Raw genomic sequence first — 21,223 nt, forward strand, 5'->3', positions numbered from 1 at the left:
GGCCGCGCCGTCATCAAAGCGCAACGCAAATCAGACACACGGCCCTCGCATCGCAGCAGCAGGGGCTGGCCGGCATGAGCGACGAGGATAACAGCAAGCGGGTCCGCAGCATCTTCATCTCGGATCTGCATCTGGGCACCCGTGGGGCCCAGGCCGATCTCGTGCTGGAGTTCCTGCGCGCCTATGATGCGCCGCAGATCTATCTCGTCGGCGACATCATCGACGGCTGGCGCCTGAAGAGCGGCTGGTACTTCCCGCAGACGCATAACGACGTGATCCAGAAGCTGCTGCGCAAGGTGCGCAAGGGCTCGAAGCTGATCTACGTCACCGGCAATCACGACGATTTCCTGCGCGATTTCACCGGCCTGCAATTCGGCGGCATCACCCTGGTCGACGAGATCGTCCACGAGACCGCCGACGGCAAGCGCATGCTCGTCATCCATGGCGACCTGTTCGACCTCGTGGTGCGCAACGCCAAATGGCTCGCGCTGCTGGGCGACTGGGCCTACACGGTCGCGCTCGCGCTCAACATGGCGATCAACCGGGTACGCCGCGTGCTGCGCCTGCCGCACTGGTCGCTCTCGGCCTGGGCCAAGGCCAAGGTCAAGAACGCGGTGAACTATATCGGCGAGTTCGAGAGCTGCCTTGCCGCGGAGGCGCGTCGCCACAAAGCCGACGGGGTGATCTGCGGCCATATCCACCATGCGGCCCAGCGCGAGATCGACGGTCTCACCTATATCAATACCGGCGACTGGGTCGAAAGCTGCACGGCCTTCGTCGAGCACGAGGACGGGCGCTTCGAACTGATCCGCTGGCCGCAGGGCCGCCTGAAGACCGCGCCGGCGGCGCCGGTCACGGTGTCGGCGCGGCCGGCCCCGGTGCGGGACCTGATCGAGGCGGCGTGATGCGCGTTCTCGTCGCGACCGATGCCTGGCGGCCGCAGGTCAACGGCGTGGTGCGCTCGCTGGAGCAGATGATCGCTGCGGCCCCTGCGCTCGGCATCACGGCGCAGGCGCTGACGCCGGAGGGTTTCCATCAGGTCGGCCTGCCGAGCTATCCGGATATCCGCCTCGCGCTGGCGACGCGCCGGGCATTGGCCGCACGGATCGCCGATTTCGCGCCGGACCATATCCATATCGCGACCGAGGGGCCGATCGGCTGGCTGACACGGGCGGTCTGCCTCGCGCAGAAGCGACCGTTTACCACGAGTTACCACACGCGCTTCCCGCAATATATCGCGGCGCGCTGGCCGATCCCCGAAAGCTGGAGCTACCGGCTGCTGCGCCGCTTCCACGGTCCCGCCCGTGCCGTCATGGTCTCGACCGCGACGGTGGAGGAGGAGTTGCGCCAGCATGGCTTCGAGAATCTGGTGCACTGGGGGCGCGGCGTCGATCTCTCGCTGTTCCATCCGCGCCCGCAGAGCCTTCTCGACCTGCCGCGGCCGATCTTCCTCTATGTCGGGCGCGTCGCGGTCGAAAAGAATGTCGAGGCCTTCCTCTCGCTCAAGCTGCCGGGCAGCAAGGTCGTGGTCGGCGACGGACCGGCACGGATCGATCTCGAGCGTGCCTTTCCCGAAGCGCGCTTCCTCGGCCTGAAGGAAGGCGAGGAACTGGCCGGGATCTATGCCTCCTCGGACGTCTTCGTCTTCCCGAGCCTGACCGACACTTTCGGCATCGTGCTGCTGGAGGCGGCGGCGAGCGGCCTGCCCGTCGCGGCTTTCCCGGTGCAGGGGCCGCGCGACGTCTTCGCCGGCAGCGCGGCTGCGGTGCTGGACGAGGATCTGCGCAGCGCGGCGATGCAGGCGCTGAGAGTCCCGCGCGAGGCCTGCCTGGAGCTGGCGGCGCGCCATAGCTGGGCGGCGAGCGCCGCGCAGTTCTATGGGCATATCCGGCGGGTGGCGCGCGAGGCCGGCTATTTCCCGCGCGAACCGGAAGCGCCGGCCGCCATCACGCTCACAGCCTTCGCGAGCGGGCGTGGCGGGGAAGGGCGCGGGCTGCCGCGGCGCCTGCCGGCTTGAGCTGGGCGCGGAAACCGTCGCGCCGCTCGTGGACCGAGGCGATGACGAGGCCCATCGGCACGCCGAGCCCGACCAGGGCGGCTTCCGACAATTGCAGGCTGGCTTCGATCGTCTCCGGCACCGCGTCGTTGACGCCGATCTCGTAGAGATGGCGGGCATGGGCGGCGTCGCGGGCGCGCGCGACGATGACGATGTCGGGCCTGAGCGAGCGCGCGGCGAGGACGGTTTCGTCGACGGCGCGCGGATTGTCGATCGTCACGATCAGCGCCGTCGCCTCATCCAGGCCGCAGAGGCGCAGGAATTCGGGCTTGGTCGCGTCGCCGTAATAGGCCGGGCGCCCGGCGCGCCGTTGCGCTGTGATCAGCGAAGCGTCGGAGTCGATGACGATATGCGACTTGCCGTGCTCGTCCAGCATCGAGCCGACGAGGCGCCCGACGCGCCCGCCGCCGACCACGATGGCGCGGGGCGCATGATCGTCCGGCGGCAGCACGGCCGCCTCGTCCGGCAGCGTGACCGGCGTCGCGAGCTTCTGGGCGAGGTTGCGGGCGATGCGCGCCAGCAGCGGCAGCGCGACCATGGTGAGCGAGACCGAGGCCAGCACGATGCCGGTGGCGGCGGGATCGATCAGCCTGGCGCCGGTCGCGGCATTGAGCAGCACGAAGGCGAACTCGCCGCCAGGCGCGACCAGGAACGCAGTTTCAAGCGCGGTCGCCGTCGCAAGCCTGAAGCGGCGGGCGAGCCCGAAGATGATGATGCCCTTGACCAGCACGAGCCCCGCCGCGCCGCCCAGGATCGCGAAGGGATGGGCCGCGATATCGGCCGGGTTCACGCCCATGCCGACGGTGAGGAAGAAGACGCCGATCAGCAGGGACTTGAACGGGTCGATCGTGACCTCGATGGCACGGCGGAACTCGGTCTCGGCGAGCAGCAGCCCGGCGATGAAGGCGCCGAGCCCCATCGAAAGGCCGGCGGCGGCGGCGATCAGGCCGGTGCCGAGCGCGGTCAGGAGCGTCGCGGCCATGAAGCTCTCGGTCGAACCGGTCGAGGCGACCAGCCGGAAGAGCGGGCGCAAGGCCAGCCGGCCGATGACGACGATGATCGCGATCGCGACAAAAGCCTGGATGAAGGCCTGGGTCAGGCCTGCGAGCAGCGAGCCCGAGCCGTTCTGCGCGTCGAGCACGCTGATCAGGAACAGGAGCGGGATGACCGCGAGGTCCTGGCAGAGCAGGATCGCGAAACTGGAGCGGCCGGCCGATGTCGTCATCCGCTTCTTCGCCGCCAGCAATTCGACGACCATGGCCGTTGATGACAGCGCGAGGCCGAAGCCGATGATGAGCGATGCCGCCGCCGGCTGGCCGAGCGCATAGGCGAAAAGCCCGATCGCCCCAGCGCAGAGCCCGACCTGCCCGAGGCCGAGGCCGAAGACGAGGCGCTTCATCGTCATCAGGCGCTCGAAGGAAAGCTCCAGCCCGATGACGAAGAGCAGGAAGGCGACGCCGAGCTCGGCCGGGCCGGCCAGCGCCTCCGCGTTCGAGACGGTGATCGTGCTCAGCAGCGGAATCTTGGAGACGAGGCCGCCGAGGCCGAAGGGACCGAGCAGGGCGCCGCAGCCGACGAAGGCGATGATCGAGTTGATCTTCAGGGTCTTGGCGATCGGCACGACGATGCCTGCCGTGGCGAGCACGACGACGACGTCTCGATAGGCGGAAGGGTCGACTGTACCGGCCAAAAGGCAGACCTTGCGATTCGCGGGTTGAAGGGATGGGCCTGCGAACTTTGCGGTTTGCGGCGGCGCAGCACAACCTTGGAATCGTCCGGGCGGACAGAAATTCGCCTTGCGGCGCGAGCCTTTAGGCGGCGGCGCTCGGATGCCTCGGGCAAAAAATCCGGTTTCCGCGTCCGAGGCGAATGGGCTAGCGTCCGGCCAATCGTTCAGAAGGACCGTCCATGCGCTTTGCCGGCACCGAAAACTACGTCGCGACCGAGGATCTCACCGTCGCCGTCAATGCCGCGATCCGGCTGGAGCGTCCGCTGCTGGTGAAGGGCGAGCCCGGCACGGGCAAGACGGTGCTGGCCGAGGAGGTCGCGGCGGCGCTCGGCGCGCCGTTGATCACCTGGCATATCAAGTCGACGACCAAGGCGCAGCAGGGCCTCTACGAATACGACGCGGTGAGCCGCCTGCGCGACAGCCAGCTCGGCGACCCCCGCGTCTCCGAGATCGGCAACTACATCAAGCGCGGCAAGCTCTGGGAGGCTTTCGTCGCGCCCGTCCGCCCGGTGCTGCTGATCGACGAGATCGACAAGGCCGATATCGAGTTCCCCAACGACCTGCTGCTCGAGCTCGACCGCATGGAGTTCCACGTCTACGAGACCGGCGAGACGATCAAGGCGGCGCAGCGGCCGGTGATGATCATCACCTCCAACAACGAGAAGGAATTGCCGGACGCCTTTCTGCGCCGCTGCTTCTTCCACTATATCCGCTTCCCCGATGCGCAGACGATGCAGCAGATCGTCGAGGTGCATTTCCCCGGCATCAAGAAGCGCTTGATGGAAGAGGCGCTGCGCCTGTTCTTCGAGGTGCGCGAGGTGCCGGGCATCAAGAAGAAGCCCTCGACCTCGGAATTGCTCGACTGGCTGAAGCTGCTCGTCGCCGAGGATATCGGGCCGGAGGTGCTGCGCGAGCGCGATCCCCGCAAGCTGATCCCGCCGCTGCATGGGGCGCTGCTCAAGAACGAGCAGGATGTCTCGCTCTTCGAGAAGCTCGCCTTTATGGCCCGGCGCGAGAGCCGGTGAGGCTCTGGCGTCAGTAGATGACGCTCGTTCAGCGCGGGGAACCCTCTCCCGGAGGGAGAGGGCAGGGTGAGGGGAAGGCCGTTGGAAATCAAGGCGTCGGCCTGACCGCTGCTGCGGTGAGAATCAGCGCAACTGGTCCAGGGGCCTACACCTCACCCCTGCCCCTCTCCTTACAGGAGAGGGGTTCCCCGCGCTGTCCGAGCCCCCCTCGCAAAATCGCCTCGTCATCGCTAGGTTCTGTTCATGCGACGCCTCATGCTTCTGCGCCACGCCAAGTCCCACTGGCCCACGGGTGTGGCCGACCGCGACCGCCCGCTTGCGGCGCGCGGGCGCGAGGCCGCCCCGGTGATGGGGCGCTATCTCGCCGATGAACTGCTCCTGCCCGATCTCGTGCTGATCTCGCCGGCCAAGCGCACCGTCGAGACCTGGGAGATGGTCGCGCCGATGCTGCCCGAGAAGCCGGCGACGCAATACGAGCCGCGCATCTACGAGGCCAAGGTCGAGCGCCTGCTCGACGTCGTTCAGGAGGTCGAGGGCGATGTCCGGACGCTGCTGCTGATCGGCCATAATCCCGGCTTCGAGGAGCTGGCGCATCTTCTGACCGGCCATGGCGACCGTTATGCGGCGGCGCGGATGAGCCAGAAATACCCGACCTGTGGGCTGGCCGTGATCGATTTCGCCACCGAGCACTGGTACGCAATCGCGGCGCGCGAAGGCCGGCTCGACCGCTTCGTGACCCCGGGGTCGCTCGGCGAAGGCCCGGACGAATGAGCGAGCCTTCGGTGTTACGACCGGGTCTCGGGCACTTCCTTCGCGCTCCTGCCTTATGAGCGACTCGTCCTATCTCGACAGCGCACGCAACGCAGCGCTCGCCTTCGGCGACAGCCTGCTCGGGCTTGCCCGGCAGCGCCTGCGGATCGGCGTCACCGGGCTGTCGCGCTCGGGCAAGACGGTCTTCACCACCGCGTTGATCCAGAACCTGATCGAAGGCGCCAAGCTGCCGGTGCTGAAGGCGTCGTCCGAGGGACGGATCGCCCGCGTGCGACTGGTGCCGCAGCCCGATCCGGACGTGCCGCGCTTTCCCTATGAGGCGCATCGCGCCGCGATGAACGGGCCTGACCGGCGCTGGCCGGAATCGACCCGACGCATCTCCGAGCTCAGGATCGAGATCGACTACGAGCGCGCCGCCGGCTGGTTCAAGGGGCCGGCGACGCTGACGCTCGACATCGTCGATTATCCCGGCGAATGGCTGCTCGACCTCGCGCTGATCGGACAGGACTACAAGGCCTGGTCGGCGCAGGCGGTGGCCGATGCCCGCAAGGCGCATCGGCGCGAGGCCGCGGCGGAGTGGCTGGCCGACCTGCCGGGGCGAGACCCGGACGGAGCGCCGGACGAGCTTGCGGCGGAAGCCGCGAGCGACCTGTTCAAGGGCTATCTCGCTCGCTTGCGAGCCGATCCCGAGGCGGTCGCGGTGACGCCGCCGGGGCGCTTCCTGATGCCCGGCGACCTCGAAGGCTCGCCGGCGCTGACCTTCGCGCCGCTGGATCTCGGCCATGACCGGGACGTACGGCCGGGCACGCTCGCCGCGCTGATGGCGGAGCGTTTCGAGGCCTATAAGCGCGTCGTGGTGACGCCGTTCTTCCGTGACCATTTCGCCAGGCTCGACCGGCAGATCGTGCTGGTCGACGTGCTGGCGGCGCTGGATGCTGGTGCGCCGGCTCTCGCCGATCTCGAAACCGCCTTGGGGCAGGCGCTCGCCGCCTTCTCGGTCGGGCGCAATTCCTGGCTCACGAGCCTGTTCGCGCCGCGCATCGAGCGCGTGCTCTTCGCCGCGACCAAGGCCGACCATATCCACCATGCGAGCCATGACCGGCTGGCGGCGGTGATGTCACATCTGGTCGGGCGGGCGCTGTCGCGGGCACAAGGTGCGGGCGCGACGGTCGAGGCGATGGCGCTGGCGGCGGTGCGGGCGACGCATGAGGTGCGGATCAAGGAAGGCCGCGAGGAACTGCCGGCGATCGCCGGGGTGCCGGAGGCGGGCGAGACGATCGACGGGCAGGTCTTCGACGGCATCGCGGAAGCGGCTATCTTCCCCGGCGAGTTGCCCGAACGGCCCGAGGCGATCTTCGATCCCAAGGCGCATTGGCAGGTCAGGGCGCCGCGCTTCCGGCCGCCATTGGTCGCAGCCGACGCGGGCGGGCGCCTGAAGCCGCCACCCCAGATCCGCCTCGACCGTGCACTGGAGTTCCTGATCGGCGACAAGCTGGCATGAAAGGAGGGACGCGATGAGCAAGGCACCGCGCGCCATCCGCCTCGACGGCCCGCAGCCGGGCGAACCGGTCGGCGAGGCGCCGCTGCGGCAGGGCGATCTCACGATCCTGCCGGAAAGCGAGCCGATCGATGCCGTGGTTGCGGCCGTTCCGGCAAAAGCCAAACGGCGCTTTTCCTGGGGTTCGCTGTTCGTGGCCGGCCTGTCCGGCTTTCTGGCGCTGGCGGCCGGCGTCTGGGTCGAGAACACCATCCGATCGCTGATGAGCCAGAACCCGGCGCTCGGCTATGCCGCGCTGGCCTGTGCGGCGGTCGCGGCGCTGGCGCTGCTGGTCATGCTGGCGCGGGTGCTGCGCGACATCCTGCGCGAGCGCAAGGTCGAGGCTTTGCGCGAGCGGGCCGTCGCGGCGCTGGCCGGCGGCACGCCCGACGAGGGCCGGGCGATCGCGGGCGAACTCGTCGCGCTCTACAAGGGGCGGGCGCAGACGGCGCGGGGCCGCGCCACCCTGGAGGAGGCGCTGCCGCAGCTCTTCGCGGCGCGCGACATGCTGACCGTGGCGGAGCGCAGCCTGCTCGCGCCGCTCGATGCGCTGGCGACGGCGCAGATCGCGCAGGCGGCGCGAAGGGTCTCGCTGGTGACGGCGGTGAGCCCTCGCGCGCTGGTCGATGTCGTGTTCGTGCTGGTCGCCTGTGCGCGGCTGCTGCGCTCGATCGCCGGCATCTATGCCGGGCGGCCGGGCACGCTCGGCCTGCTCAGGCTCGCACGGCAGGTGATGAACCATCTCGTCCTGACCGGCGGCATGGCGGCGGGCGATGCCCTGATCCAGCAGGTGGTGGGTCAGGGGCTGGCGGCGCGCCTCTCGGCCAAGCTCGGCGAGGGCGTGATCAACGGCATGCTGACGGCCAGGATCGGGCTTGCCGCGCTCGCTGTCTGCCGGCCGCTGCCCTTCGTCGAGGCGGCGGCGCCGACATTGTCGGATGTCGCGGGCGATCTCGGTGGCGCGCGCGGCAGGGAAGACGAGGCCTGAACCCGGCAGATTCTGCCGGCACGAGACGAATCTGCCCGGCCCGGACTGCCGCGAAACCTTTCGTAAACGATCCAACCCCTTGAAATAGCACGGCGCCCTGCATGGCACGCGCCATGCAGAACCAGCCTCGAAAGTTGTGGGCCGCCCTTGGGGGGCTGCCGGTCGAGGTGAGGGTTCCATGGGTGTTTTCAGTGCGCTGACCACGGCGGTTTCGGGAATGACGGCGCAGTCCTATGCGCTCGAGAACATCTCCGGAAACATCGCCAACTCCCGGACGGCGGGCTACAAGCGCGTCGACACCGCCTTCGCCGATCTCGTGCCGGATGCGGCGCTGCGGCGGCAGGTCGCCGGCTCGGTCCAGGCCTTCAGCCAGGCGACGAACTCGATCCAGGGTGACCTCAACCCGACCCGCATCGACACCAACATCGCGATCAACGGCGACGGCTTCTTCGTGGTCGACCAGCGCGCCAGCGGTGTCGGCGCCAACACCCAGTTCGCCAACACCAATCTCTATACACGGCGCGGCGATTTCGACTTCGACGCCAACGGCTATCTGGTCAACGGCGCGGGCTACTATCTCAAGGGCCTGAAGATCGACCAGGTGACGGGCCAGCTCATCGGCACGCAGCCGGACGTGCTGCGCATCACCAAGGAACAGTTCCCGGCCAAGGCGACGACCTCGATCGAATACCGCGCCAATATCCCGGCCGTCCCCGCGACGACGCAGAAGACGCAGGGCGGCAGCGAGTTCCTCAATGCCGCCTCGGTCACGGCCGCGGGCGTGGCGCCGAACCCCTATGCCGGCAACGCCGCCGTGATGGGCAACAATATCAGCAGCTTCCTGGCGACCTCGATCCCCGGTGGCTCGGTCACCGTCTATGACGCGCTCGGCAAGGCCACCAGCGTCGAGATGCGCTGGGGCAAGATCGACAACGGCGACCCGCTGGCGGTTCCGCCGACGACCGGCACCTGGGGCCTGTTCGTGGCCCAGGACACCAGCGCCACCGGCGCCGGGCAGGTCGCCTATGTCCAGGCCGGCCAGAATGTCACCTTCGGCACCACCGGCCAGATGGTCAGTCCGGCGACCGGCGACATCACCCTGCCGACGATGACGATCAACGGCACCACCATCACCGGCATCAACCTCACGACCGGCGGCAACGGCGTGACCCAGAACGGCGATGTCAGCGGCCAGATCGACGCACGCAGCATCCGGCAGGACGGCTACACCGCCGGCACGCTCGACCGCGTCTCGGTCTCGGCCGAAGGCCAGGTGATCGGCACCTTCAGCAACGGTCAGGTCGTGGCGCTGGCGCAGGTCTCGGTCGCCCGCTTCAACGCCGACAATTCGCTGAAGCGGCTCGATGGCGGCGCCTTCGAGGAGACGATCGAATCCGGCCCGCCGATCATCGGTCTGGGTACCTCGCAGATGGTCGGCGGCAGCGTCGAGCAGTCGAACACCGACATCGCCGACGAGTTCTCCAAGATGATCGTCACGCAGCAGGCCTACTCGGCCAATACCAAGGTCATCACCACCGCCCAGGAGATGCTGAGCGCGGTGTTCAACATCATCCGCTGAACGACGCGTCTGCCTAAGCTGCGGCCCAGAAGGGCCGCTTCTCGCAACAGGAGTTGACGATGGGCCTGAGTACTTCCCTGAGCACGGCGATCGGCGGCCTCAACGCCGCGCAGGTCGGCATCGGCGTCGTTTCGCAGAACGTCGCCAATGCGGGAACGACGGGCTATGTCCGGCGTACGGTCTCGACTGCGGACAGCCTGACCGGGCTGACCATCGGCGTGCAGAGCACGCAGGTCCAGCGCCTGCTCGACAAGATCGTCCAGCATCAGCTCTGGCAGGAGGCTTCGGGCGCCGCCTACACGTCGACCCGCGCGAGCGCGCTGTCCAATCTCGACAAGCTCTATGGCGCGCCCGGCAGCTCCACGGCGCTGGACACGATCTTCAACAAGTTCACGAGCGCGCTGCAGTCGCTCCAGAACGACCCGTCGTCCTACAGCCTGCGCTCGCAGGTGATCGACAACGCGACGCAGCTTGCCCGCCAGCTCAATACGCTCTCCAACGGCGTGCAGGCCTTGCGCAGCCAGGCCGAGACCGGCATCGCCAGCGCCGTCACCAAGGTCAACGACCTGCTGGGGGCGCTGTCCAAGGTCAATACCCGGATCGTCGGCAGCCCGAACGACAGCGCGACCGCGGCCCTGAAGGACCAGCGCGACCTGATCCTGTCGGAGCTGTCGCAATATGTGGACATCAAGACGACCGAGGACGCGCGCGGCTCCGTCAGCGTCGTGACCGGCTCGGGAACGCAGCTCTTCGACGGGACGGCGGCCGTCACCTTCAAGTTCGACGAGCATCCCGGCCTGGGGCCGGACGATCAGTGGGACATCGACCCCGCCAAGCGCGGGGTCGGCACGATCAAGATCATCGACGCGTCCGGCAACGCCTCGGACGCTGTCGCCAACCGCATCTTCCGCTCGGGCGAGATCGCCGCCAATCTCGAATTGCGCGACAAGACCCTGGTCCAGGCGCAGGCGCAGCTCGACGAGATCGCCGCGCAGATGTCGAAGGCGCTCTCCGACCGCGAGATTGCCGGGACGCCCGCCACGGCGGGAGCGGCGACGGGCTTCGATGTGGATCTCACCGGGCTGCAATCCGGCAATTCGGTCACGCTCGACTACAAGGTCACGCCCGGCGGCCAGACCCAGCGCTTCACCTTCGTGCGCGTCGATTCCGCGGCATCGCTGCCGCTGCCGGCCTCGGCGAGCGGGGATGCCAACAACCGCGTCATCGGCATCGATTTCTCGGGCGGCCCGGCTTCCGTCGCCGCCCAGATTCAGGCTGCGGTGGGCACGGGCTTCACGGTCTCGAATACCGGCTCGACGCTGCGCATCGTCGACGACGGCGCGGCCGGCACGCGCGACGTGGTCGGCCTCACGGCCCGGCCGACCAATTCGGTCCTGGCGTCGGCGGGCGGTGCGGTCGAGCTGCCGTTTTTCGTCGACGGACCGTCGGGGAGCGCCTTCACCGGGTCCTATGACGGCGGCTCCCAGACGATGGGATTTGCTGCCCGGATCACGGTCAACCCGGCCCTGGTCGCCGATCGTTCGCTGCTGGTCGCCTACAACACCTCGCCGGCGACGGCGCAGGGCGACGCCACGCGGCCGCAATTCATGCTGGACCGGCTGACGCAGAGCCAGCGCGCCTTCACCAATGCGTCCGGGCCCGACGGCAATACCGCGAGCACGAGCACGACGGTGGCGAATTTCGTCCAGCGCGTGGTCTCCTCGCAGGGGCAGGCTGTCGAGGCCGCCAAGCGCCTGGACGAAGGCCAGCAGGTCGCGCTCGCTTCGATCCAGAGCCGCTTCCAGGCGACGTCGCAGGTCAATGTCGACCAGGAAATGTCGATGCTGATCGAACTCCAGACCGCCTATGCCGCCAACGCCCGCATCATCTCCACGATGAAGGAGATGATGGACGTGCTGATGAGAGTGTGAGGCCGCGATGACCATCACCAGCTACGGCACCGGCGCCTATCGCGCGGCCAAGCCCAACGAGTTCGTCTCGACACGGGCCCAGTTCGACGATCTCCAGCGCCAGCTCGATACCAAGCAGCGCAGCACCAGCTATGGCGATCTCGGCATCGACCGGCGCGTCAGCCTCGACATCAACGGCAAGATCTCGCAGATCGATTCCTGGCTGAGCGGCATCGATCTCTCCAGCGTCAATCTCAAGCTGCAGATCGCCTCGGTCGAGAATTTCACCAAGCTCGCCAACGAGACCCGCAACGATACGCGCTCCAACAGCTATGTGCCGAGCTCCAGCGGCCGCTCCTCGCCGCAGGTCCTGGCGGAGGAGAAGTTCAAGCAGACGCTCGACCTGCTGAATATCGAGGTCAACGGACGCTATCTCTTCTCGGGCAAGACCTCGGACACCCAGCCGGCGCTGGGATACAACGAGATCATCAATGGCGACGGCGCCGGCAAGGCCGGGCTGAGGCAATTGATCGACGAGCGCCGGCAGGCCGATCTCGGCTCCGGCCAGGGCCGGCTCACCGTGGGCGGCGCCGGCACGACGGCGACCATCGCGGAGGAGGCGACGCTCCACCCCTACGGCTTCAAGATCGCCGGCATCACCGGCAGCTCGGCCGCGCTGGCGACGGCCTTCAATCCCGGGCCGCCGGCCGATGTGTCCGTCAACGTCGCCACCCAGCCCGCGGCCGGCGACACCGTGCGCATCCTGCTCAACCTGCCCGACGGGACGCAGGAGGAGGTCGAACTGACCGCGCGGGCAGCCGGCACCACGGGCGCGGATACCGATAGCTTCGAGATCGGGATCGACGCCAATGCCACGGCTGCCAATCTGCGGACCGCGATCGGCGCTGCGCTCGGCAAGGAGGCGAAGACCACGCTCTCGGCGGCCTCCTCGCAGGTCGCGGCTCAGGATTTTTTCGCCGGCAGCCCGAACAACCCGCCCAACCGGGTTCCCGGCCCGCCTTTCGACACCGCGACCCTGCCGCCGACCAATGCCGGCGCCGCCGCGACCACGGTGATCTGGTATCGCGGCGACGACGGCGCGGATCCGGCGCGCAATACCGCAACGGTCCAGGTCGACCAGGGCCAGACCGTCGGTACCGGCGCACGGGCCAACGAGGAAAGCTTCCGCGTCGGCCTGGCCCAGTTCGCGATCATGGCCGTGGAGAACTTTCCGGCCGGCGACGCCAATTCACAGGCCCGCTACGAGGCCATGGCGGCGCGTGTCGGCGAGAAGTTGGGCTTTGGCGGCGCGACCCAGAAGCCGGCGGAGATCATCACCGAACTGGGCTCTGCGCAGTCAGCGCTCTCCAATGCCAAGGAGCGCCACCAGAGCACCAAGGACTATCTCACCACGACCCTCGCCGGTGTCGAGAACGTCACGACGGAAGAGGTCGCGACTCAGATCCTCGCCTTGCAGACGCAACTGCAGGCGAGCTACCAGGTCACCTCGATGCTCTCCAAGTTGTCGCTGACCAATTATCTCTGATCAGTCCTGATTTCTCTCTGAACCGCGGCGTCATCTCGGGCTTGACCCGGGAGTGGATTCACATTGGAAGTACAACGGGGTGACGCCTTCGTGCTCCAGGCACGGTCCCGCAAGCTCCTCCCAAAACGAAAATGCCGCCCGACAGGGCGGCGCTTTCGTTTCTGGTGGCTTCGGGAGACAGGAGAAGGAGTCTCAGCGCCCGCGCAGGCCGGCTGCGATATCGCGGTTGATGTTGACCAGGACGCCCAGCGACTGCGGCTGCGGATCGGACGAGATCCTGAAGGTCTGGTTGAAGATGAAATTGGCGAGGCTGATGATGTTGGTCTTGATGCCGACCGGAAGCGGATTGTCCTCGGCGATCACGGCGGAGACCAGCAGGGTCCAGAGGCGGCGGTTATAGGTCAGCGCCTCGTCGAGGTCGCGTTCGCGCTGGCCCCAGTCGTCGACGACGGCCTGAAGCCGGGTGGCAGCCTTGATCAGGAGGGAGGCTTCGAGCTCGCGGGGCGAAACGACGGACTGGGCTGTCTTGGCAGCGGCGGCGTAGGCGTTAAACCCGTTTTGCATTCTCGATCAGTTCCGCTTCGTAGGCGATCAGCTTTCTGGCAGCCTTGAGAGCCTTATAGAGATCGTCGCTTAAGATGCGGTTATTGATCTCGTGAACATGCGGCAGAGCGCTGGGTGCCGCATTGACGAAGTCGCGCACGAGCTGGAAATAGGTCTCGTGCTCGAGCGTCGGATCCTGCGCCAGATACATGAGCTGGATGGCGAGGTAGATCTTCTTGGCCGGGCTGTCGGCCGTCGCGGCGGTCAGGATATCCTTCTCGCGCAGGATGGGCGCGTCGCCTTCGATGAAGAAGCGCGTGCGCTGCTCGTCGTTGCGGATCACCACCTGACCGATGATGATGCGTTCGCGCGGCTTGAGCTCGACCTTGAGAGCCATGTCGGTCCTGCCTTCTGGCTGGAGGGGAGGGCGGGCGGCGTCTTCGGCGTCAGCCGAACAGCCGGAGCACGCCCTGGTCGGCCTGGTTCGCCAGCGACAGCGCGGTCTGCGAGAGCTGCTGGCGGGTGTTGAGGGCGAGCAGGCTCGCGCCTTCCTCGTTCGGATCGGCCAGCACGAGATTGCCCGCGCCGGTGGTCAGGACGTTGGCCAGCTCCTTGGTGAAGTCCTGGCGGGTCTGGGCGACCGAGAGGTTCGAGCCCAGCGTCGAGGCCAGCGATTTCAGCGAGGTCAGGGCGCCGGTGAGGGCGGCCGTGGCCTTTTCGAGATCGGCGTCGTTCTGGAAGTTGATGAAGCCGGCGAGCTGCGTGTTGACCGCCTGCGAGATGCCGAGATTGTCGGCCGTGAGGTTGGAGCCCTGGATGTCGAGCTTGGTCTGGTTGCGGCCGGTCTTCTCGTTGAAGACGATCGACAGACGGTCGCCGGCGAGAAGATTGATGCCGTTATAGCTCGCATCCTTGGCGAGATCGTTGATCTGGTTGCGCAGATCGTTGAACTGATCGATCAGATTCGAGCGCACTGCCGAGGTGATGTTCGACGAGGTGATGCTCGAGGTGCCGACGGCGGCGTCGGCCGCCAGAAAGCCGATGACGGTGTTGCTGCCGCCGCCCTGGGCGGCGGTGATGGCCGCCGGACCGGCATTGCCGACGCCGAAGCCGAAATCGACGGTCTCCGAGCCCTTGCCCTTGACGTTGAGCTGGCCCTTTTCGTCGACGAAGGCCGTGACCAGTCCCGACTTGTTGATCTCGTTGACGATGTCGCGAACCGTCGTGGTCGCCGTCAGCGGGATGCTCGCCTCATAGGTGTCGGAACCGACGGTGATCGAGAAGGCGGCGTTGGTATTCGTGGTGGTATCGATGCCGAGATGGCCGGGCGACGAGGCGGTTGCGGCGACCGGGGCAGCGGCGCCGGGGGCGCCGATCAGCTTGTCGAGGGCGACGTCCTTCAGGCTCTTGCTGGTCACGGCCGTCTCAGCCGCCGTGGCGAGGGTCGTGCCGGCCTTGGTCGGGCGGTTCTGGGCCGCGTCGGCCTGGGCCTGCTTGATCGTCGACTGCAGCGACTGGACCAGCTTGGTGATGCCGTCGATGCCCTTGGATGCGGACTGGATGGTCTGGATGCCGTTCGAGATGCCGTCCAGCAGGCCGGTGAGCTGGCTCGACCGATCACTCAGCGAGGCGGCGGTGAAGTAGTTGACCGGGTTGTCGATCGCCGAGTTGACCTTGCGGCCCGTGGCGAGGCGGTTCTGGATCACGCCCTGCTGCGCGGTGGTCTGCTGAAGGGTCAGCAGATTGTTGCGGACACCGTTGGAAAGGATCGTGCTGGCCATCTTCGGTCCCCTGAACGCGCGACTCCGGCGCGATGCAACCTGATTTCAGGGGTGATCATCACTTGTTAGGGATAACAAAAGGTTAATTGCGGACGAAGTCGCGGTTAGTCGCGCCCAAACGAAAAGCGGCGGAGCCTTTCGGCTCCGCCGCTCTTTTGCTTCGTCCCGCGTTCTGCGGGCTGATCCGCTCCTGCGGACCGAAGATCAGAACAGGCGCAGGACGCCCTGATCGGCCTGGTTCGCCAGCGAGAGCGCCGTCTGGGCGAGCTGCTGACGGGTCTGCAGCGCGAGCAGGGAGGCGGCCTCGGAGTTGACGTCGGCGTTGGTCAGGTTGTCGGCACCCGTCGTCAGGACGCTCGCCATGTCCTTGGTGAAGTCCTGGCGGGTCTGGGCGACCGAGAGGTTGGCGCCGAAGGTCGAAGCCAGCGACTTCAGCGAGGTCAGCGCGCCGGTCAGCGACTTGGTGGCGGCTTCCAGATCGGAGTCGTTCTGGAAGTTGGTGGTGCCGGCGAGCTGGGTGTTGCCAGCCTGGACGATACCGAGATTGTCCGAGGTCAGCGAGGTGCCCTGCACGTCGAGCTTGGTCTGGTTCTTGCCGGTCTTCTCGTTGAACACGATCGACAGGCGGTCGCCACCGAGCAGATTGATGCCGTTGAAGCCCGAATCCTTGGCCAGGTCGTCGATCTTGGTGCGCAGATCGTTGTACTGGTCGATCAGATTGGAGCGGACGGCGGAGGTGATGCCCGAAGACGTGATGCCCGAGGTTCCGACGACGGCGTCCGCAGCAGCGAAGCCGATGGCGGTGTTGCCCGAGCCGCCCTGGGCAGCGGTGGTGGCGGCAGCCGCGTCAGCGCCGACGCCGAAGCCGAAATCGACGGTCTCCGAGCCGGTGCCCTTGACGTTGAGCTGGCCCTTCTCGTCGACGAAGGCCGTAACCAGGCCCGACTTGTTGATCTCGTTGACGAGGTCGCGGACGGTGGTGCCGGCCGTGATCGAGAACGAGGCCTCATAGGTCGTGCTGCCGACCTGGATCGACAGGGCGCCGACATTGTTGGTCGAGGTGTCGATGCCGATGTCGCCGGCCGAAGAGGCGGTGGCCGCGTCAGCGACCGCGTCGGCGCCGCCGATACGCTTGTCGAGCGCGATGTCCTTCAGGCTCTTGCTGGTGGCGATGACTTCCGCCTGGGTGGAGAGGGCCGTGCCGGCCTTGGTCGGGCGGTTCTGGGCCGCGTCGGCCTGGGCCTGCTTGATCGTCGACTGCAGCGAATTCACCAGCTTGGTGACGCCGTCGATGCCCTTGGAGGCAGCCTGGATGGTCTGGATGCCGTTCGAGATGCCGTCGAGCAGGCCGGTGAGCTGGCTCGAACGATCATTCAGCGAGGCGGCGGTGAAGAAGTTGACGGGGTTGTCGATCGCGGAGTTGACCCGCTTGCCGGTGGCGAGACGGTTCTGGATCGCCAGAGCCTGGGACTGGGTCGACTGAAGCGACGCCAGGTTGTTACGCACGCCGGAGGAGAGAGAGACGGCCATTTGTGATTACCTTCTGGTATGGAGCCTTCTGGCGCCCAGGCCGTTCTGGCCAGGACGGGGCGACCCTGCTGCGCCAGCCCGTAACAACCGGTAAATTTCAGCCGTCGAATTAGAGCGGACCGCCGGCTTGTCGGAGCATGGTTAAGCGGCTCCTAACGTGCCCGGCACGGACAGGCCGGCTGATCGGCGGGCTTTCCGAAGCCCGTTTGCGAAGGCTCAAACGCAAACCGCCCGCGCAGGGGCGGGCGGTTTGCAGATGCGGTGGCGGGCAGGAGCCTCGTCAGGCGGTTCGCTCGATCTGGTGGGGGGGCTCCTCGGTCTCGCGGGCCCGCTCGCTGAGCTCGCGCGAATAGGCGCGCAGTTTCAGGAGCGTCTCGTCCGGCAATTGCGAGATCGTCTCGCCGGTCTGCAGATCCTTCTTCTGCAGCACGATGGCGCGCGTCTGCGGATCGATGATCAGCTTGCGCTCGACGGTTTCGTCGGTCGTGCGGACCGCCTCGCGATTGTTCTGGGCGTTGGCCCGGGCGCGACGCTCGCCATCGGCGCGGCTCTGGGCGTCGCGTGTCTCGGCGCGCACCTCGACATTGACGGCCGAACCGGCCGAAGCCGATTGCACGGTCTTTTCGGGAGGGAGGTCCACGGCGACGCTGCCGGCGTGGGCCGTGACGTCAGAGCGGGAGACGGGCGACGCGGCGGTCACGGCCGCGAGCCTGGGTGCGTTGCCAAAATCCATGTCCACTCCTTCTGGAGTCGTGCTCGGCGCCGTCGCGCCGCTCTCGTCCGGTGCCGGGAGCAGGACGCGGCTACCCGACGGTGGACACTCTGCCGGAAAAGATTGAATCCGGCGTCAAGAAATTAGGTAAATCTTTAGGGTTGCCGGCGCAGCCGAGGCATGAACCCTTTATATACCAAAGGGCTGGGCGTTGCGGCCGCCCATCCGCGATCGGCGTGCCCTATCGGCAGCTCTCTCAGAGCCGGCGCGAGACCACCAGCGGACCGGAATTGGGCCTGGCGAAGACGCCGGCGCCCACCGTCGCGGTCGGGCCATAGCCATTGGCGCGCATCGGCTTGTTGGCATCGGCGGCGAGGTCGCGCACGACCGATTCCGACACGGCGCGCGCCGTCGCCAGCACGATCTGGTTGGTCTCGATCAGGCCCTGGAAGGCGAGGTGCGCCTCCTTCAGCCGCTTGACCTCGCCCGGTACGAAGCGGGCGAGCGCAATGGCGTTCAGCTTCACCTGCTCGACGCCGCGCATGTAGATGCCGGCGAGCTCGGTCTTGCGCGGCTCGCGGGTCATCGCCTCGGGCAGGCGGCCGGCGCGGACGAGCTCGGTTTCCTCGCCGACGAGATGCGAGAGCGCGCCGAGCGCTTCCAGCACCGCCTCGATCAGGGCGCGCGCACTGAGGGCGTCGGCGATGCGCGGGCGCTCGTCGAGGATAGGCTTAGCGGCCAGCATTCTGGACTCCGCCCGCTGCCTGTTCCTGGAGATTGATCAGGTCGCGCATGATCTGGCTGGAAAGGCCGATGCCACCAGCCTTCTGGATCTGCTGAGCATATTGCTGCGTCAACTGGGAGCGCCAGATGCCGCCGCCAGTGCCGTTCTCGCCGAGCGGACCCTCGCCGGTTTCGCCGGCGAAGAGCTTCTCGGTCATCTGCTCGAGGAACATGGTCTCGAACTCGTCGGCCTGCTTCTTCGCCTTGGCCTTGGCGGGGTCGAGCGCATCGGCGATGCCATTGGCGACCTTGCCGGCGACGCCGAGGGCGAGGTTCACGGCGGGAAGCGCGAGGGCAACAGTCATCACATCACCTCGATTTCGGCCTGCAGCGCGCCTGCCGACTTGATGGCCTGGAGAATGGAGATCAGGTCGCGCGGGCCGATGCCGAGCGCGTTGAGCCCGTCGACCAGCTCGGCCAACGTCACGCTCTCGCGGACGAGGGCGAGCTTGTTGCCGCCGCCGGTATCGACCTTGACGTTGGTGCGCGGCGTCACGACCGTCTGGCCGCGGGAGAGGGGCTCGGGCTGGGAGACCTGCGGCTGCTCGCTGATCGTGACGGTGAGGTTGCCCTGCGCCACGGCGACCGTGGAGACGCGGACATCCTTGCCCATGACGATGATGCCGGAACGCTCGTCGATGACGATGCGGGCGAGCTGGTCGGGCTCGACGCGCAACTGCTCGATATCGGTGAGCAGCTTGATCATGTTGCCCTTGAAGCGGGCGGGAATCTGCAGGACCACGGTCGAGGGATCGGTCGGCTCGGCCGAGTCGCCGCCGACGAATTCGTTGATCGCGGCGGCCATGCGGCGCGCGGTGGTGAGGTCGGGATTGCGCAGCGACAGGCGCAGCGTCGAAAGCTTGTTCAGCGCGAAATCGATCTCGCGCTCGACGACGCCGCCATTGGCGATGCGGCCGACGGTCGGCACGCCGCGGGTGATCTTGCTGGCGTCGCCTTCGGCCGAGAAGCCGGAGATCGCGACCGGGCCCTGCGACACCGCATAGACTTCGCCATCGGCGCCGAGCAGCGGCGTGACCAAGAGCGTGCCGCCCTGGAGCGACTTGGCGTCGCCCATGGCCGAGACGGTGACGTCGAGACGGGTGCCCTGCGTCGCGAAGGGAGGCAGGTTGGCCGTCACCATCACGGCGGCGACATTGGCGGTGCGCATGTTGGCGCCGCGCGTGTTGACGCCGAGGCGCTCCAGCATCGCCTGCAGCGATTGCTTGGTGAAGGGCGTGTTGTTGAGGGTGTCGCCGGTGCCGTTGAGGCCGACGACGATGCCGTAGCCGAGCAGCTGGTTGGTGCGCACGCCCTCGACCGAGGCGAGGTCCTTGATGCGCGAGAGCGCGAACACCGGCTGCGACGACAGGCCGACGACCACGGCCAGCATGGCGGCCAGCGGCTTCAGCAGCGTCTTCAGGGCGGGGTTGCGGAACATGCGTCTGGCACCACGGGGCGGTTGATCTCGCCAGAGCCCTTGCGAGGGGCATGCCAAGCCACTCGAATTTGAAAAGCCTTGTTTGTCAGTCCTTTGCGGTTCGGGTTCATGGTCGGGAGGCTCCGGCCGAGCCTGCGCTTCCTGCCGGGGCGGCAGTTTCTGCCGGGCAGTTTACCGGCTGTTAACCGTCTTCCGACAAGGTTTCATTAACCCTCAACGAGGCCGCCGATGATCAGGATCGACCAGCGCGCGCCCGTCTCGAATGCCGGCCCGGCCAGTTCCGCGAGGCGCTCGAGCGGCGCGGCCTTCACGCTTCCAACGCAGGAATCCGCGACGACTGCCCGCAGCGGCGGCGTCAGCGCGGCAGGCCCGCTCGACACCCTGCTCGCCGTCCAGGCGCAGGAGGATACGCAGGAGCGCAAGCGCCGGCAGGCGAGGCGCGGGCATGATCTGCTCGACGGACTCGATCGGCTGAAGGCTGCATTGCTCGCAGGCCGCGTGCTGCCCTCCGAGCTTGAGCGGCTGCGCACGACATTGGCGCTCAGGCGCGAGACGACCGACGATCCGCGCCTCGACGAGGTGCTGGCGCATATCGAACTGCGCGCGGCCGTGGAGCTGGCGAAGCTGAAGCGCTGAAGCGCCGGAGCCGTCATGCTCGCCCTTGTGGCGAGCATCCACGTCTTGGACACGATCTTCGACCCGCGCAGACGTGGATGGTCGAGACAAGCCCGACCATGACGGGAAGCGTCAGCGAATGAACTGATCGACATACTCCGCGCCCAACCCGTTCCGGGCGTAATGCGCGCGGCACTTGTCGATGCGGGTGAACACGTCGTCATAGCCGAGGCATTTGCCGTCCGGATCGACATAGATCATCGCACCGTTGACCTGGAACATGGTGATCATCTCTTCCGTCTCGGGATCGACCACCAGCGTATGCGTCTCGCCCGGTGCCTCGTAGACATAGGAGCCCTCGGTCGCGACCCAGTCATGTTCGAGGTAGCGCCATTGGCCCTTGAGCACGTAGCCATGGACCGGCAACGGATGGCGGTGGCGCGAGAGAACGCCGGCGCGGCGGACCTTGAGGAGGTTCATCCAGTAGCCGCGCGAGGTGCACAGGAGCAGCGGCCGGAACCAGACATTGTCGTCGACCGGCACCCAGACGCGCTCGTCGGTCGGGATCACGTTCGGGACGATCAGCTCCGGCGGCGATTCCTTCGGCTGGGGGTGGCGATAGGGCGTCCAGCGCTCCTCCTGCGTAGCCGTGACGGGCATCGGGCTGGTCGTGTTCATGG

General features: G+C 67.3%; 20 protein-coding genes. 10 read left to right on the forward strand and 10 right to left on the reverse strand.

The features are described 5' to 3' along the window. The first annotated feature begins 74 nt into the window (after positions 1 to 74). Both OCUBac02_RS10155 and OCUBac02_RS10160 read left to right on the forward strand, forming a co-directional pair. Entirely contained in the window at positions 75 to 905 is an 831-nt protein-coding gene (locus OCUBac02_RS10155) for a UDP-2,3-diacylglucosamine diphosphatase (RefSeq protein ID WP_047580179.1), read from the forward strand. Then, on the forward strand, positions 905 to 2,017 hold the full coding sequence (locus OCUBac02_RS10160; protein ID WP_173045371.1) for a glycosyltransferase family 4 protein: 1,113 nt from the start codon (positions 905 to 907) through the stop codon (positions 2,015 to 2,017). Before OCUBac02_RS10155 ends, OCUBac02_RS10160 begins: the two co-directional genes overlap by 1 nt. On the opposite strand, the gene OCUBac02_RS10165 is transcribed toward OCUBac02_RS10160, so the two are convergent. Further along, positions 1,953 to 3,746: a cation:proton antiporter domain-containing protein gene (locus tag OCUBac02_RS10165; RefSeq protein ID WP_173045373.1), complete on the reverse strand. Its 1,794-nt coding sequence runs from the start codon at positions 3,744 to 3,746 to the stop codon at positions 1,953 to 1,955. The two genes, OCUBac02_RS10160 and OCUBac02_RS10165, sit on opposite strands and share 65 nt — an antisense overlap. A gap of 218 nt (positions 3,747 to 3,964) precedes the next feature. Between OCUBac02_RS10165 and OCUBac02_RS10170 the strand changes: the two genes are divergently transcribed. From OCUBac02_RS10170 to OCUBac02_RS10200, 7 genes are all read left to right on the forward strand, one after another. Beyond that, positions 3,965 to 4,810 carry an AAA family ATPase gene (locus OCUBac02_RS10170; protein WP_173045375.1) on the forward strand — a complete coding sequence of 282 codons (846 nt, stop codon included), beginning with the start codon at positions 3,965 to 3,967 and terminating at the stop codon, positions 4,808 to 4,810. Between the two features lie 243 nt (positions 4,811 to 5,053). Further along, positions 5,054 to 5,581 carry a SixA phosphatase family protein gene (locus tag OCUBac02_RS10175; RefSeq protein WP_047582710.1) on the forward strand — a complete coding sequence of 176 codons (528 nt, stop codon included), beginning with the start codon at positions 5,054 to 5,056 and terminating at the stop codon, positions 5,579 to 5,581. A 55-nt stretch (positions 5,582 to 5,636) separates the two neighbouring features. Continuing rightward, on the forward strand, positions 5,637 to 7,082 hold the full coding sequence (locus OCUBac02_RS10180) for a YcjX family GTP-binding protein (protein WP_173045377.1): 1,446 nt from the start codon (positions 5,637 to 5,639) through the stop codon (positions 7,080 to 7,082). Between the two features lie 13 nt (positions 7,083 to 7,095). Then, a complete protein-coding gene (locus OCUBac02_RS10185; RefSeq protein ID WP_173045379.1) occupies positions 7,096 to 8,106 on the forward strand; it encodes a YcjF family protein in 1,011 nt (336 codons plus the stop codon). Positions 8,107 to 8,284: 178 nt separating this feature from the next. Then, positions 8,285 to 9,685, forward strand: coding sequence for a flagellar hook protein FlgE (locus OCUBac02_RS10190; protein WP_173045381.1), 1,401 nt, complete (start codon positions 8,285 to 8,287; stop codon positions 9,683 to 9,685). Positions 9,686 to 9,744: 59 nt separating this feature from the next. After that, positions 9,745 to 11,616: a flagellar hook-associated protein FlgK gene (gene flgK, locus OCUBac02_RS10195; RefSeq protein WP_173045382.1), complete on the forward strand. Its 1,872-nt coding sequence runs from the start codon at positions 9,745 to 9,747 to the stop codon at positions 11,614 to 11,616. A gap of 7 nt (positions 11,617 to 11,623) precedes the next feature. Further along, the gene (locus OCUBac02_RS10200; protein WP_173045384.1) at positions 11,624 to 13,141 is read left to right on the forward strand and encodes a flagellin; all 1,518 of its coding nucleotides are present in this window, start codon (positions 11,624 to 11,626) and stop codon (positions 13,139 to 13,141) included. 192 nt (positions 13,142 to 13,333) lie between these two features. Here the strand turns inward: OCUBac02_RS10200 and flaF are convergent, their stop codons facing one another. From flaF to OCUBac02_RS10240, 8 genes are all read right to left on the reverse strand, one after another. Continuing rightward, positions 13,334 to 13,705, reverse strand: a complete 372-nt coding sequence (gene flaF, locus OCUBac02_RS10205) for a flagellar biosynthesis regulator FlaF (RefSeq protein WP_047577970.1) — start codon at positions 13,703 to 13,705, stop codon at positions 13,334 to 13,336. Beyond that, positions 13,689 to 14,081 (reverse strand): flagellar biosynthesis repressor FlbT, encoded by a 393-nt coding sequence (flbT, locus tag OCUBac02_RS10210; RefSeq protein ID WP_047577967.1) that lies wholly within the window; start codon positions 14,079 to 14,081, stop codon positions 13,689 to 13,691. Before flbT ends, flaF begins: the two co-directional genes overlap by 17 nt. Before the next feature lie 49 nt (positions 14,082 to 14,130). Next, complete coding sequence (locus OCUBac02_RS10215; RefSeq protein ID WP_173045386.1) at positions 14,131 to 15,465, reverse strand: flagellin N-terminal helical domain-containing protein; 1,335 nt, start codon at positions 15,463 to 15,465, stop codon at positions 14,131 to 14,133. 204 nt (positions 15,466 to 15,669) lie between these two features. Then, on the reverse strand, positions 15,670 to 16,995 hold the full coding sequence (locus OCUBac02_RS10220) for a flagellin N-terminal helical domain-containing protein (RefSeq protein ID WP_173045388.1): 1,326 nt from the start codon (positions 16,993 to 16,995) through the stop codon (positions 15,670 to 15,672). Between the two features lie 280 nt (positions 16,996 to 17,275). Continuing rightward, positions 17,276 to 17,728, reverse strand: coding sequence for a hypothetical protein (locus OCUBac02_RS10225; RefSeq protein ID WP_173045390.1), 453 nt, complete (start codon positions 17,726 to 17,728; stop codon positions 17,276 to 17,278). 235 nt (positions 17,729 to 17,963) lie between these two features. Next, positions 17,964 to 18,452: a hypothetical protein gene (locus OCUBac02_RS10230; RefSeq protein WP_173045392.1), complete on the reverse strand. Its 489-nt coding sequence runs from the start codon at positions 18,450 to 18,452 to the stop codon at positions 17,964 to 17,966. Continuing rightward, positions 18,439 to 18,795 (reverse strand): rod-binding protein, encoded by a 357-nt coding sequence (locus tag OCUBac02_RS10235; RefSeq protein WP_173045394.1) that lies wholly within the window; start codon positions 18,793 to 18,795, stop codon positions 18,439 to 18,441. Before OCUBac02_RS10235 ends, OCUBac02_RS10230 begins: the two co-directional genes overlap by 14 nt. After that, positions 18,795 to 19,880: a flagellar basal body P-ring protein FlgI gene (locus OCUBac02_RS10240; protein ID WP_052232444.1), complete on the reverse strand. Its 1,086-nt coding sequence runs from the start codon at positions 19,878 to 19,880 to the stop codon at positions 18,795 to 18,797. The genes OCUBac02_RS10235 and OCUBac02_RS10240 overlap by 1 nt, the downstream gene beginning before the upstream one ends. A gap of 276 nt (positions 19,881 to 20,156) precedes the next feature. Here OCUBac02_RS10240 and OCUBac02_RS10245 point away from each other — a divergent pair, with 276 nt between their 5' ends. Next, a complete protein-coding gene (locus OCUBac02_RS10245; protein WP_348521654.1) occupies positions 20,157 to 20,564 on the forward strand; it encodes a flagellar assembly protein FliX in 408 nt (135 codons plus the stop codon). A gap of 111 nt (positions 20,565 to 20,675) precedes the next feature. Here the strand turns inward: OCUBac02_RS10245 and OCUBac02_RS10250 are convergent, their stop codons facing one another. Then, a complete protein-coding gene (locus OCUBac02_RS10250; protein WP_244639152.1) occupies positions 20,676 to 21,221 on the reverse strand; it encodes a 2,4'-dihydroxyacetophenone dioxygenase family protein in 546 nt (181 codons plus the stop codon). Positions 21,222 to 21,223: the final 2 nt, after the last annotated feature.

Origin of the sequence: Bosea sp. ANAM02 (genome assembly GCF_011764485.1) — a bacterium.
GTDB lineage: Bacteria > Pseudomonadota > Alphaproteobacteria > Rhizobiales > Beijerinckiaceae > Allobosea.